A 12,607-nucleotide genomic window follows, 5' to 3' on the forward strand; every position below is an offset into this window, starting at 1 on the left:
GCCGATTCTTTGGCATTTCGCCATCATTTGGTTAAAGAACGCCGACGAACGGCCGATTCATCAGAGTCCGGCCGGAATTCCCCTGTAAACACTTGGGTTAAACCCAGCCGCCCCGGACTCAGACGCACTGTAAAGTCGCGAACTTTCATTCAGTGATGGCTCCCCGATTTTTTTGGCCATCCGTCCAGGTACATGGCGCCCAATGACTTCCAAAAACAGCTCCGCCACCGTGGTCCCCGACGAGTTGCCGACAACGCCTGCGCAAAAAGCCGCCGGTTACAAACCATTGAACACTGCCCGCCCGCTGGCCACCCAGCAATACTTGTACTTCACCGAGACCAATACCGACCGCATCCTCGACAACCTCGACGGCCTGCGCGACATGGTGTTCCCGCGCCCGCCCCAGCTGGAAGGTGACGGTGCCTCGGGCCATGAGCAGGAATTCCCGTCGGTGTGCCTGATCGGCCTGGGCCGCTGCGGCTCCAATATTGCCTTGGACGTGGCGGAGCTGGTGTACAACGCGCGCAAGTTCTACCTGAACGAGTTCAGTACCGAGGATAAGCCTCAGTTCAAAAAGAGCCCTCTGGACAAGGGCTACAGCCCGACCCAATGGATTCGCAACAACCTGCGCCTGGGCGGCGGCAAAACCACCAAGCCGGTGTTCCTGGTGGAACCCCTGGTGATGCTGGGCGATCTGGACAAGGACATCGCCGGGCGCATCCGCTTCTCGCGCAAGGGTGAAAAAAGCGGCTTCCTGCGCGACTACAGCAAGATGAAAATCATGGACCTGTCGGAAGTCCATGCCGGTGGCGCCGGTAACGCGCCCATCCTGGGCCAGTACCTGGCCAAGATCATCCTCAACAAAGACACCCAGCGTTTCTCCAGCCCCGACTGGAAGATGATTCACTCGTACCTGATCGACTCCTGCGGCATCAAGGCCAACCAGTCGCGCCTGTATTTCTCGATCTTCAGCGCCGGCGGCGGTACCGGCTCAGGCATGGCTTCAGAGTTCGGCCTGGCCCAGCAGCACTCGTACATGAACAAGACGTTCGACACCAAGCCCGCCGACGAACACGACAGCAAGAGTGGCCATGCGTTTGTGTTCGAGCCGATCTTCACCAGTGGCATCTGCGTGCTGCCGAATATCTCCGACCACCGCAGCGAAATGTCCGAAGCCCTGCACATCAACGCCGGTCGGCTGTTGTGCAAGTATCTGTCAGAGGAATGGGATTTCTCGTACAACTTCGCCAATGAAGACAGCAGCGAAGCCAGTGTGAAAGGTCGCATCCGCCCCTGGAACGCGATGATGCTGATCTCCAACGACATCATGCGTTACGCCGAAGAGAGCGACGACGGCAATATCCAGAACATTGATGTCAATGCCATGGAAAAACATGCCAACCAATACATTTCCCAACAGATCTTCAACATTCTCACCGCCCAGGCGGTGACCACGGACTATGACCAGAATTACTTCCGGCGCGCGGGCATCGACATCGGCGAAACCATTCGCCTGGATGCCAACGACCTGTTCATGAGCCTGGCCGGCCCGGTGGCGATTGCCTATGCCGAATCCGTAGTACCGGAAACCCCGGCGCCGTCGAACGACAAGTTCAAGGTCTTCGACAAAGAGCCCCAGCGCCTGAACATCGACGACCTGTTCTTCCGCTCCATTGACCTGCCGCACTTCAACAAGGTCACCCAGGCTATCGAAGGCATCAGCCTGCTGCCCATCGAGTCCAAGCGCTACAAGGCGTCGCTGGAGCAATACAAGAACTCCGGTTATGACGCGGCGGCGCTGCATGACCTGCACTTTTTCAAGAACTGCTCGTCGGTGGTCTCCATCGTCTCGCTGCCCAAGGATTACAAGCTGTCCTACATGGACCTGAACCGGCTCAAGACCCACCTCAACAGCCTGTTTCCCAACACCACGCTCAAGCGCTATGCATTGGTGATCGGCGCGTCGGCCAACCTGTCGCTGACCACACTGATCGCCAAGAGCCCGTGTCTGTCGGATGATTTCCTGACGTTGATCGTCGCGTTTATCAAGCGCTGCTTTGCGCGCAATCCTTACCGCTTCGATGACACGCTGGACAACTCGATCCTGGACTTCATCATTCATGAAGACTTCGACGAAGACCGCATGGACGAACTGCTCAACGAGTTCGAGAACCCAGCGAAGATCCTCGATACCAACTGGTATGCGATCAAGCCGATGTATGAGAAGAAGTACCGCGAGTTGATCAACGACAAGGAGAAGTTCGTCTCGATCAACGACATTCGCCTGTCACGCGACTGCGTGAAGAAGGCGATCAAGTACCTGCGTGAGATTTACCGCCACCGGATTGGCAAGACCAAGGTTATTTCGCTGAACAACCATACCGGCAAGACGGGGTAGGCTTTTATGGGGAGGGCGCTTGCTCCCTCCCACAACGATTTGCTCATCTTCTGAAACAATTCATCAGGCACTCAGCCACCGACAAAACTGTTCCCGTGACGTTTACGTCACCCTTATCTGTGACCTTTCTCTACGGCAAGATGCCATCACCGTCTCAGCGGTTACCCGGATACACACTCCACCCGCGAAAAAACATGCACCTTTTTTGTGCGCAACTTTCTTAAGCCGCCCTTTCCTGGATCAGAATCCATGGCGAAACCACGACCGCCCACAGGCTCGGATCACGTGTAACCAAGTCCAACGCCCGCGTCGCAGACACCTCGCCCAGACTCCCCGCAGCCAGCCACGCGGCGACTTTTTCGCGGTTATCCTCGGCCATCGCCTCGGCGGCCTCGATCAAATCCAAGCCGGCGTCGACCCACAATAGGGCACCCTTGGCAAAGAACGGTTCAAGCTCCTTCCAGGAAATTTCGGCGGTTTCACCGAGCAGCTTGGCATAGAGGGTGCTAGGTTCTTGCGTCATGGGAATCCACCTGAAGAAAAAATCGGCGCAATCATAACGTCGTCCCTTTCGCATCACAAAGCCAGGTGGAAAAACCCAGTTGCAAATGAGGCATCGATAGAAAGTGTCAGGAAAGCCAAGGATTGCCCGGAACTCTGGCATAACCACGCCGCAATTCTGTCTTTTTCTTTCATTTAAGCGACACGCTCGAGTTTTGCCCCCAGCAGCCAGCTTTTCAAGCGATCAACCGGCGCTCTACACTGTACCGGTACAGTTGCCAGGCCGCTGCCGGGGGATATTCGAGATATCCGATCCGGTTCTGCTGCCCACAAGGCCGCTAGAACTATAAAAAATACAACAGCAAGAGTGGAGCACTATGAATAAGGCTACTAAGCAGATTTCCAAACTGTTTGCCGCTATGGTCCTGGCTGGGGTTGCCGGCCATTCGTTCGCAGCCGATACCATCAAGATCGGTATCGCAGGTCCTAAAACCGGTCCTGTCACGCAATACGGCGACATGCAATTCATCGGTGCCAAACAGGCAATCGCCGACATCAACGCCAAGGGCGGTGTAGACGGCAAGATGCTTGAAGCCAAGGAATACGACGACGCTTGCGATCCTAAACAAGCAGTTGCCGTAGCCAACAAAGTGGTCAACGACGGCGTCAAGTTCGTGGTGGGTCACCTCTGCTCCAGCTCCACTCAGCCAGCCTCGGACATCTACGAAGATGAAGGCGTGATCATGATCACTCCGGCGGCCACCAGCCCGGAAATCACCGCCCGTGGCTACAAGCTGGTCTTCCGCACCATCGGCCTGGACAGCGCCCAGGGCCCGGCGGCCGGCAACTACATCGCCGATCACGTCAAGCCGAAAGTCGTTGCCGTGCTGCACGACAAACAGCAATACGGTGAAGGCATCGCCACCGCCGTTAAACAGACCCTTGAGAAGAAAGGCGTAAAAGTCGCGGTCTTCGAGGGCCTGAACGCCGGTGACAAGGACTTCTCCTCGATCATCCAGAAACTCAAGCAAGCCAACGTCGACTTCGTTTACTACGGCGGCTACCACCCTGAGCTGGGCTTGATCCTGCGCCAGTCCAAGGAAAAAGGCCTGAACGCCAAGTTCATGGGTCCGGAAGGCGTCGGCAACGACTCCATCTCGCAAATCGCCCAGGACGCTTCCGAAGGCCTGCTGGTGACCCTGCCGAAATCCTTCGACGCTGACCCGGCCAACAAAGCCATCGTTGATGAGTTCACCAAGAACAAGCAGGACCCAAGCGGTCCGTTCGTGTTCCCATCCTACTCGGCCGTTGAAGTGATCGCCGGCGGCATCGCCGCTGCGAAAAGCGAAGACACCGCCAAAGTCGCTGCCGCCATCCACGCAGGCACTTTCAAGACCCCCACCGGCGACCTGAGCTTCGACGCCAAGGGCGACCTGAAGGACTTCAAGTTCGTGGTCTACGAATGGCACTTCGGTAAACCAAAAACCGAAGTTTCCCCTCAGTAAGCCAGGCGTTACTGGTCAACAAGCCCACTGTGCAAGCAGTGGGCTTTGTTTTACGAGGTTTATGGGCCTGACACCCGCGATCCGGGCGCTGGCTCACCTGAAAATCTTAAAACCGTCACCAGCGGTTCGCTGGCAAACGCTTTGTGCGAATGTGCTCACAGAACACAGCACGGGGCCGGAACATGACTCCACCAGTGAAATGCGTATCGGGTTTTTAGGAGCGCTGTAATGCCTGAGATCTATCATTTTTTCCAACAGCTGGTTAATGGCCTGACCATTGGCAGCACCTATGCCTTGATAGCCATTGGCTACACAATGGTTTACGGCATCATTGGAATGATTAACTTCGCCCATGGCGAGGTGTACATGATTGGTTCCTACGTGGCCTTTATCGCCCTTGCCGGGTTGGCCATGATGGGTATCCACTCCCTGCCGCTGTTGATGACCGCCGCGTTTATCGCGTCAATCGTTGTAACCAGTGCCTACGGCTACAGTATCGAGCGGGTTGCCTACCGTCCCTTGCGTGGCAGCAACCGTCTGATCCCGCTAATTTCCGCCATCGGCATGTCGATTTTCCTACAGAACACCGTATTGCTGTCCCAGGATTCCAAGGACAAATCCATCCCCAACCTGATCCCGGGGAGCTTCTCCTTCGGCCCAGGCGGTGCGGAAGAAGTGCTGATTTCCTACATGCAGATCCTGGTCTTCGTCGTCACCCTGGTGGCCATGCTGGGCCTGACCCTGTTCATCTCCCGCTCTCGTCTGGGCCGCGCCTGCCGCGCCTGTGCCGAAGACATCAAGATGGCCAACCTGCTGGGCATCAACACCAACAACATCATCGCCCTGACCTTCGTGATCGGCGCCGCACTGGCGGCTGTCGCGGCGGTACTGCTGAGCATGCAGTATGGCGTGATCAACCCCAACGCCGGATTCCTGGTGGGGCTCAAAGCCTTTACTGCGGCGGTATTGGGCGGCATCGGCAGTATCCCGGGCGCCATGCTCGGTGGGCTGGTGCTGGGTGTGGCTGAAGCCTTTGGCGCCGACATCTTCGGTGACCAGTACAAGGACGTCGTGGCGTTCGGCCTGTTGGTTCTGGTGCTGTTGTTCCGTCCGACCGGCATTTTGGGCCGTCCGGAGGTTGAGAAAGTATGAGCAGATATCTTAAATCGGCGTTTTTCAGCGCCTTGCTGGTGTGGGCCGTTGCCTTCCCGGTACTCGGCCTCAAACTGAGCATTGTCGGCATCAACCTGGAAGTGCATGGCACCGGTCCCGTGACACTGAGCATCATCGCCCTGTGCTCGGTGCTGATGTTCCTGCGCGTGCTGTTCACCCAGCAGGTCGGTGCGCTGTTCAAGGGTAACCGTGGCCCACTGGTATCGCCCAAGGTCAGCCAATTCCTGACCCTGCCGCGCACCCAGCGCTACATCATCATCGGTTTGATCATCGCCGCGTTGATCTGGCCGTTCTTCGGCTCGCGCGGCGCGGTCGACATCGCCACCCTGATCCTGATCTACGTGTTGCTGGGCCTGGGCCTGAACATCGTGGTGGGCCTGGCCGGCTTGCTCGACCTCGGTTATGTGGGCTTCTACGCCGTGGGTGCCTACACCTATGCGCTGCTCTCGCATTACCTGGGCTGGAGCTTCTGGATCTGCCTGCCATTGGCGGGTATGGCGGCGGCGACGTTCGGTTTCCTGCTGGGCTTCCCGGTGTTGCGTTTGCGCGGTGACTACCTGGCCATCGTGACCCTCGGCTTCGGTGAAATCATCCGGTTGTTCCTGCGTAACCTCACCGACATCACCGGCGGCCCGAACGGTATCAGCAACATCCCCAAGCCGACGTTCTTCGGCCTGTCGTTCGATCGCACCGCTGCCGAAGGCCTGCAGACCTTCCACGAATACTTCGGGATCGACTACAACCCGGTGAGCAAAGTGGTGTTTCTGTACCTGGTCGCACTGTTGCTGGCGCTGGCGGCCCTGTTCGTGATCAACCGTCTGCTGCGCATGCCGATCGGCCGCGCCTGGGAAGCGCTGCGCGAAGATGAAATCGCCTGCCGGGCCCTGGGCCTGAACCCGACCATCATCAAGCTCTCCGCATTCACCCTGGGCGCCGCATTCGCCGGTTTTGCCGGCAGCTTCTTTGCCGCGCGCCAAGGGCTGGTGACACCGGAATCGTTCACCTTCATCGAGTCGGCGATCATCCTCGCCATCGTGGTGCTGGGCGGCATGGGCTCGCAACTGGGCGTGATCCTGGCCGCGATCGTGATGATCCTGTTGCCGGAAATGATGCGTGAGTTCAGTGAATACCGCATGTTGATGTTCGGCGCCCTGATGGTGCTGATGATGATCTGGCGTCCTCAAGGCCTGCTGCCCATGCAACGTCCACATATGGAGCTGCGCAAATGAGCCGCGAGATCCTGAAAGTCGAAAATTTGAGCATGCGCTTTGGTGGCTTGCTCGCGGTCAACGGCGTGGCCCTGACCGTCAAAGAGAAACAAGTGGTCGCGCTGATCGGCCCGAACGGCGCCGGCAAGACAACGGTGTTCAACTGCCTCACCGGTTTCTACAAGCCCAGCGGCGGCAGCATCCTGTTGGATGGCCAGCCGATCCAGGGCCTGGCCGGCCACGAGATCGCCCGCAAGGGCGTGGTGCGCACCTTCCAGAACGTACGCTTGTTCAAGGACATGACGGCGGTCGAGAACCTGCTCATCGCCCAGCATCGCCACCTGAACACCAACTTCCTGGCGGGCCTGTTCAAGACCCCTGCGTTCCGCAAGAGCGAGCGCGAGGCCATGGAGTACGCCGCGTACTGGCTGGACAAGGTCAACCTCACCGAGTTCGCCAACCGCCCTGCCGGCACATTGGCCTATGGGCAGCAACGCCGCCTGGAGATCGCCCGCTGCATGATGACCCGCCCGCGGATCCTCATGCTCGACGAACCGGCCGCCGGCCTGAACCCCAAGGAGACCGAAGACCTCAAGGCGCTGATCAGCGTGTTGCGTGAGGAAAACAACGCCACGGTGTTGTTGATCGAACACGACATGAAACTGGTGATGAGCATTTCCGACCACATTGTGGTGATCAACCAGGGCACGCCACTGGCCAACGGGACGCCGGAACAGATCCGTGACAATCCTGAAGTGATCAAAGCCTATTTGGGGGAAGCGTAAAATGCTGCAATTCGAAAACGTTTCCACTTTCTACGGCAAGATCCAGGCCCTGCACAGCGTCAACGTGGAAGTGCGCCAGGGTGAAATCGTCACGCTGATCGGGGCCAACGGTGCCGGCAAGTCGACCCTGCTGATGACCTTGTGTGGTTCACCCCAGGCCCACAGCGGCAGCATCCGCTATATGGGTGAAGAACTGGTGGGCCAGTCGTCGTCACACATCATGCGCAAGAGCATTGCGGTGGTGCCGGAAGGCCGTCGCGTGTTCTCCCGCCTGACCGTGGAGGAGAACCTGGCCATGGGCGGATTCTTCACCGACAAGGGCGACTACCAGGAGCAGATGGACAAGGTGTTGCACCTGTTTCCAAGGCTCAAGGAACGCTTCAACCAGCGCGGCGGCACCATGTCCGGCGGCGAGCAGCAGATGCTCGCCATCGGCCGGGCGCTGATGAGCAAACCCAAGCTGTTGCTGCTGGACGAACCGTCCCTGGGCCTGGCTCCGATCATCATCCAGCAGATTTTCGACATCATCGAACAACTGCGCAAGGACGGTGTGACGGTGTTCCTGGTGGAACAGAACGCCAACCAGGCGCTGAAAATCGCCGACCGTGCCTATGTGCTGGAAAACGGCCGGGTGGTGATGCAGGGTACGGGCGAGCAGTTGCTGACCGACCCGAAAGTGCGTGAGGCGTACCTGGGCGGTTAAGAAACCGCGCTGAATGTGGGAGGGGGCTTGCTCCCGATTGCAGTGTGTCAGCCAAGAAGTACTTAGCTGAACCACCGCTATCGGGAGCAAGCCCCCTCCCACTTTTTTTGCCCTGCCTGAAATTATTTCCGGCTGGCGTGTAACGAAATTCATCGTGCTACCTCTAGTGGGGTAAGCGGGCAATCAAGCCCGCCACAACCATCCACTGCTGGAGATACACCATGACCACTAAAACCCGTTCGCTGTCCGCCGCTACCCTCGTCCTGGCCCTGGGTTCAGCCCTGAGCCTGTCCACCCTGGCCACCACCGCCCATGCCGCCGACGACATGCAGAAATGCTTCGGTGTTGCCGAAGCCGGCAAGAACGATTGCGCCGCCGGCGCCGGCACTACCTGCGCCGGGACCTCCAAAGTCAAGGATCAGGCCAATGCCTGGAAACTGGTGCCTGCCGGCAGCTGCGCTAAAACCCCAAGCTCCACCTCGCCGACGGGTTTCGGCCAGGAAGCTGCCTTCACCGCCAAGTCCTGAAACCCGGCACAACCTGAGTCAGGATCATGACGCTCTCACACCCACACACGGTCTTGTCCGCTCAGGTGCCCGGCCTCCCCCACAGGGCCGGGCTGGGGCTGAAGAACGAGCATTTCATCGAAGTGCTCGAGACCTCGCCCGACATCGGTTTTTTTGAAGTACATGCCGAAAACTATATGGTGGCCGGCGGCCCGTTTCATCACTACCTGGGTTTGATCCGCGAGCAGTACCCACTGTCATTGCATGGCGTGGGCCTGTCCATCGGTGGCGAAAGCCCGCTGAACCGTGAGCACCTGGCACGGTTGGCTGCGCTGATCGAACGCTATCAACCCCAGTCCTTTTCCGAACACCTGGCCTGGTCCAGCCATGGTCCGGTGTTTCTGAATGACTTGCTGCCCCTGGCCTATGACACCGCGACCCTGGACCGGGTGTGCGAACACGTCGATCAGGTCCAGAACGCCCTCAAGCGCCCCATGCTGTTGGAGAACCCGTCGACCTATCTACAGTTCCGGCGCTCGACCCTGGACGAGGCGGATTTCATCAGCGAAATCATCCGGCGCACGGGCTGCGGCCTGTTACTGGACGTCAACAACGTCTACGTATCGTGCATCAACCACCAACGCGACCCGCTGGCCTACCTCAACGCACTGCCATTGCATGCGGTGGGTGAGATCCATCTGGCCGGTTTTGCCGAAGACACCGACAGCCTGGGCGATCGCCTGCTGATAGATGATCACGGCGCGCCCATCGACAACGCGGTATGGCAGTTGTACGAGCAGGTGCTGACGCAGACCGGCCCGGTTGCCACGCTGATCGAGCGGGATAACCAGGTACCGGCCTTGCGCGTGCTGCAAGCCGAAGCGCTACAGGCCGACTGGCATCTTTCGCAGGTCACCCCATGAGCCAGCATAATGCGTTTACCCAGGCCCTGCTCTCACCTGACCGGGCCTGCCCCGATGGCCTGTTCAGCAGCAACGGCGCCGACCCGGCGGGCCGCTTTGTGGTCTACCGCAACAACGTCCATAGCTCGTTGATCAATGCACTGGTAGCGGCTTACCCGGTGACCTTGCAATTGGTCGGCGAGGCGTTCTTCCGTGCCATGGCGGGCCTCTTCGTACAGGCGTGCCCGCCCACCAGCCCGCTGATCAGCGAATACGGCAGTGCATTTGCGGCGTTTATCGAGGACTTCGAGCCGGCAGCCAGCGTGCCTTATCTGGCCGATGTTGCGCGGCTGGAACGGCTGCGGGTTCGCGCCTATCACGCCGCCGATGCCCCGCCGATGGATCGACAAGCCATTTTGCTCGCGCTGCAAGCTGAAACCGAATTGGGCAGCCTGCGCCTGCAACTGCATCCATCCCTCGCCACGCTGGATTCTGCCTACGCCGTCGTCGGCATCTGGTCGGCGCATCAGTGCGAAGAGGCCATTGCCGACTTCAACCCCTGGCACGCTCAAAGTGCGTTGGTTTTACGCCAAGGACTGTCAGTCAAAGTCTTCGCGATCGACCCGGGCACAGACGCGTTCATCCACCACCTGAACCAGGGCGTGGCGCTTGAAACGGCGGTGGAACACGCCCTCCAGGTGTCGGCCGAATTCGACCCGCTCCCCTGCCTGAACCTGCTGATCAACCACGACGTCATCACTCACTTGCACACCAAACAAAAGGTTTCACCATGAACACATCCTCCTCTTGCCTGATTAAACGGCTCATCGCGATTTTCGAGAAGATCCCCTACAGCGTGATCGCCTTTCTCGCACGTTTCTCCATCGCCGCGGTGTTCTGGAAGTCCGGACAGACCAAGGTCGAAGGCTTTGCCATCGACCTGGTCAGCGGCACCTTCCAACTGGGCGAGCCGCGTCTTGCCGCGTCCACCCTGCCGCTGTTTCGCAGTGAATACCACGTCCCCTTGCTGTCGCCGGAAGTGGCCGCACACATGGCTGCGTTTGCCGAGCACTTTTTCCCGGTCCTGATTCTGGTGGGCGTTGCCACGCGCTTCTCGGCGTTGGCGCTGATTGGCATGACACTGGTCATTCAACTGTTCGTCTACCCGGAGGCATACCCGACGCACGGCACCTGGATCGCGATATTGCTGCTGCTGGTCGCCCAAGGCCCAGGTCGCCTGTCCATCGACCACTGGATCGCCCGCCGCTATCGCTGAATTCGGTCGAGGGCTTCGCCGCTGCGCTTGAACCACTCCACCAGGTAATCGGCCAGCACCTGGGTACGACGCGGCAGCCCACCCTGGTAAGGATGAACCAGGTACATGGGCATACTGCGTGTGGAATAGTCACGCAGTAGCCAACGTAAACGGCCGTCAGCCAATTCAGCGGGTAACACGTAGGACGGTAGCCGCGCGATGCCCGCCCCCACCAGGGCAGCCTTTTTCAGCAGGTTGTAGTGGTTGGAGGCAAAGGTGCCGCTGACCCGCACCCGCAACAGCTCATGCTGCTGGTGATATAACCATTCCTCACGCCCGCTGTAGTGGCTGTTGAGCAGGCAGGTATGCGCCGCCAGATCCGCCGGGGTCAGTGGCTCACCATGCTGTTCCAGATAGGCTGGGCTCGCGCAGGTCATCTCGTGCCAGGCCAGCAATGGCTTGGCAACCAGGCGTTCATTCTCGATGGCGCCCATCCGTACCCCCAGATCAAAGCCGTCCCGGGCCAGGTCCCGGTAGCTGTTGTTCAGCTCCAGCTCGATCTGCACCTGCGGATATTGCTGGGAAAACTCCAGCAGCAAGCCATCAAAGAAGGTTTCACCCAACGACACCGGAACCGTCATACGTACCGGCCCGGCGAGATCGTCCTTGAGCCTCGCCAATGCCTGACGGGCGCGCTCCACTTGCACCACCAGCGCCTGAGCCTGAGGCAACAATGCCGCGCCGGCCGCGGTGAGGCTGAGCTTGCGGGTGGTGCGATGCAGCAACACCACGCAAAACTGCGCTTCCAACTGGCTGATACGCTTGGACAACTGTCCCTTGCTACACCCCAGTTGCTCGGCCGCCACCGTAAAGCTGCCGGCTTCGATCAGCACGGCAAAAGCTGCCAGGTCATCCATCTCGCTCATGGATTGTTTCCATTTGAAAACCAAAGGTTGCCTATTAGCGCGTTTATCCACTCGAAAAGCCATCTTAGACTGGATGCGAACCCTACATTCAAGGAAACCTGCACGATGAAAATCCTATTGATTGGTGCCAGCGGCACGGTCGGCTCGGCGGTCAAGGCGGAACTGGCGCAGCGTCACGAAGTGATCAGCATCGGTCGCAGCAGCGGCGACTTCCAGGTGGATATCAGCGACAGTGCGTCGATCCGCAAGCTGTTCGAGCAGACCGGCAAATTCGATGCGCTGGTCTGTACCGCAGGCAGTGTGAACTTTGTCGCGCTGGGTGAGATGAGCGAAACCGACTTTGAATTGGGCCTGCGTGACAAGCTGATGGGCCAGGTCAACCTGCTGCTGATCGGCCGTGAATACGCCAACGACGGTGCCTCGTTCACGTTCACCAGCGGCATCCTCAACCGCGACCCGATCCGCACCGGGGCCTCGGCGGCGCTGGTCAACGGCGCACTGGATGCCTTCGTCAAGGCCGCCGCGATCGAGTTGCCACGCGGTTTGCGCATCAACTCCGTCAGCCCCACCGTCCTGCTGGAAGCCATGGGCAGCTATGCGCCTTACTTCCGTGGTTACAAACCGGCTCCCGGCGCAGATGTGGCACTGGCCTACGCAAAAAGCGTCGAGGGACTGCAGACGGGGCAGACGTTTATCGTCGGCTGATTTTCACGTCTGTAAGAATCGCCTGAAGCTGGGCGCTGGA

The 12,607-nt window shown here is 59.1% G+C and carries 13 protein-coding genes; 11 read left to right on the plus strand and 2 right to left on the minus strand.

What is annotated here, in order from left to right:
• Positions 1 to 202: 202 nt before the first annotated feature.
• Complete coding sequence (locus tag DK870_RS22830) at positions 203 to 2,398, plus strand: hypothetical protein (RefSeq protein ID WP_104995735.1); 2,196 nt, start codon at positions 203 to 205, stop codon at positions 2,396 to 2,398.
• A gap of 220 nt (positions 2,399 to 2,618) precedes the next feature.
• Here DK870_RS22830 and DK870_RS22835 read toward each other — a convergent pair whose 3' ends face one another.
• Positions 2,619 to 2,921, minus strand: coding sequence for a DUF2288 domain-containing protein (locus DK870_RS22835; RefSeq protein ID WP_060753798.1), 303 nt, complete (start codon positions 2,919 to 2,921; stop codon positions 2,619 to 2,621).
• Positions 2,922 to 3,276: 355 nt separating this feature from the next.
• Between DK870_RS22835 and DK870_RS22840 the strand changes: the two genes are divergently transcribed.
• From DK870_RS22840 to DK870_RS22880, 9 genes are all read left to right on the plus strand, one after another.
• Positions 3,277 to 4,404, plus strand: coding sequence for a branched-chain amino acid ABC transporter substrate-binding protein (locus DK870_RS22840; protein WP_060753799.1), 1,128 nt, complete (start codon positions 3,277 to 3,279; stop codon positions 4,402 to 4,404).
• Positions 4,405 to 4,632: 228 nt separating this feature from the next.
• Positions 4,633 to 5,556 (plus strand): high-affinity branched-chain amino acid ABC transporter permease LivH, encoded by a 924-nt coding sequence (gene livH, locus DK870_RS22845; protein ID WP_060753800.1) that lies wholly within the window; start codon positions 4,633 to 4,635, stop codon positions 5,554 to 5,556.
• The gene (locus DK870_RS22850; RefSeq protein WP_090366330.1) at positions 5,553 to 6,806 is read left to right on the plus strand and encodes a high-affinity branched-chain amino acid ABC transporter permease LivM; all 1,254 of its coding nucleotides are present in this window, start codon (positions 5,553 to 5,555) and stop codon (positions 6,804 to 6,806) included. Before livH ends, DK870_RS22850 begins: the two co-directional genes overlap by 4 nt.
• Complete coding sequence (gene livG, locus DK870_RS22855) at positions 6,803 to 7,570, plus strand: high-affinity branched-chain amino acid ABC transporter ATP-binding protein LivG (protein ID WP_060753802.1); 768 nt, start codon at positions 6,803 to 6,805, stop codon at positions 7,568 to 7,570. The genes DK870_RS22850 and livG overlap by 4 nt, the downstream gene beginning before the upstream one ends.
• Position 7,571: 1 nt before the next feature.
• Positions 7,572 to 8,273, plus strand: coding sequence for an ABC transporter ATP-binding protein (locus DK870_RS22860; RefSeq protein ID WP_161549746.1), 702 nt, complete (start codon positions 7,572 to 7,574; stop codon positions 8,271 to 8,273).
• Positions 8,274 to 8,494: 221 nt separating this feature from the next.
• Positions 8,495 to 8,800 (plus strand): DUF2282 domain-containing protein, encoded by a 306-nt coding sequence (locus DK870_RS22865; RefSeq protein WP_060753804.1) that lies wholly within the window; start codon positions 8,495 to 8,497, stop codon positions 8,798 to 8,800.
• A 23-nt stretch (positions 8,801 to 8,823) separates the two neighbouring features.
• Positions 8,824 to 9,702, plus strand: coding sequence for a DUF692 domain-containing protein (locus DK870_RS22870; RefSeq protein WP_161549760.1), 879 nt, complete (start codon positions 8,824 to 8,826; stop codon positions 9,700 to 9,702).
• A complete protein-coding gene (locus DK870_RS22875) occupies positions 9,699 to 10,475 on the plus strand; it encodes a DUF2063 domain-containing protein (protein WP_161549747.1) in 777 nt (258 codons plus the stop codon). The genes DK870_RS22870 and DK870_RS22875 overlap by 4 nt, the downstream gene beginning before the upstream one ends.
• Entirely contained in the window at positions 10,472 to 10,957 is a 486-nt protein-coding gene (locus DK870_RS22880; protein ID WP_060753807.1) for a DoxX family protein, read from the plus strand. The genes DK870_RS22875 and DK870_RS22880 overlap by 4 nt, the downstream gene beginning before the upstream one ends.
• Here DK870_RS22880 and DK870_RS22885 read toward each other — a convergent pair.
• Positions 10,948 to 11,862: a LysR family transcriptional regulator gene (locus DK870_RS22885; protein WP_161549748.1), complete on the minus strand. Its 915-nt coding sequence runs from the start codon at positions 11,860 to 11,862 to the stop codon at positions 10,948 to 10,950. The genes DK870_RS22880 and DK870_RS22885 overlap by 10 nt on opposite strands.
• Before the next feature lie 105 nt (positions 11,863 to 11,967).
• Between DK870_RS22885 and DK870_RS22890 the strand changes: the two genes are divergently transcribed.
• Complete coding sequence (locus DK870_RS22890) at positions 11,968 to 12,567, plus strand: short chain dehydrogenase (protein WP_060753809.1); 600 nt, start codon at positions 11,968 to 11,970, stop codon at positions 12,565 to 12,567.
• The last annotated feature ends 40 nt before the right edge of the window (positions 12,568 to 12,607 follow it).

It is taken from the genome of Pseudomonas sp. Q1 (genome assembly GCF_009935975.1).
In the GTDB taxonomy this organism is placed as follows: Bacteria; Pseudomonadota; Gammaproteobacteria; order Pseudomonadales; family Pseudomonadaceae; genus Aquipseudomonas; species Aquipseudomonas palleroniana.

Coding starts and splice junctions, on each gene's coding strand:
- DK870_RS22830 (WP_104995735.1), top strand. CDS start 203: ATGACTTCCAAAAACAGCTCCGCCACCGTGGTCCCCGACGAGTTGCCG.
- DK870_RS22835 (WP_060753798.1), bottom strand. CDS start 2,921: ATGACGCAAGAACCTAGCACCCTCTATGCCAAGCTGCTCGGTGAAACC.
- DK870_RS22840 (WP_060753799.1), top strand. CDS start 3,277: ATGAATAAGGCTACTAAGCAGATTTCCAAACTGTTTGCCGCTATGGTC.
- livH (WP_060753800.1), top strand. CDS start 4,633: ATGCCTGAGATCTATCATTTTTTCCAACAGCTGGTTAATGGCCTGACC.
- DK870_RS22850 (WP_090366330.1), top strand. CDS start 5,553: ATGAGCAGATATCTTAAATCGGCGTTTTTCAGCGCCTTGCTGGTGTGG.
- livG (WP_060753802.1), top strand. CDS start 6,803: ATGAGCCGCGAGATCCTGAAAGTCGAAAATTTGAGCATGCGCTTTGGT.
- DK870_RS22860 (WP_161549746.1), top strand. CDS start 7,572: ATGCTGCAATTCGAAAACGTTTCCACTTTCTACGGCAAGATCCAGGCC.
- DK870_RS22865 (WP_060753804.1), top strand. CDS start 8,495: ATGACCACTAAAACCCGTTCGCTGTCCGCCGCTACCCTCGTCCTGGCC.
- DK870_RS22875 (WP_161549747.1), top strand. CDS start 9,699: ATGAGCCAGCATAATGCGTTTACCCAGGCCCTGCTCTCACCTGACCGG.
- DK870_RS22880 (WP_060753807.1), top strand. CDS start 10,472: ATGAACACATCCTCCTCTTGCCTGATTAAACGGCTCATCGCGATTTTC.
- DK870_RS22885 (WP_161549748.1), bottom strand. CDS start 11,862: ATGAGCGAGATGGATGACCTGGCAGCTTTTGCCGTGCTGATCGAAGCC.
- DK870_RS22890 (WP_060753809.1), top strand. CDS start 11,968: ATGAAAATCCTATTGATTGGTGCCAGCGGCACGGTCGGCTCGGCGGTC.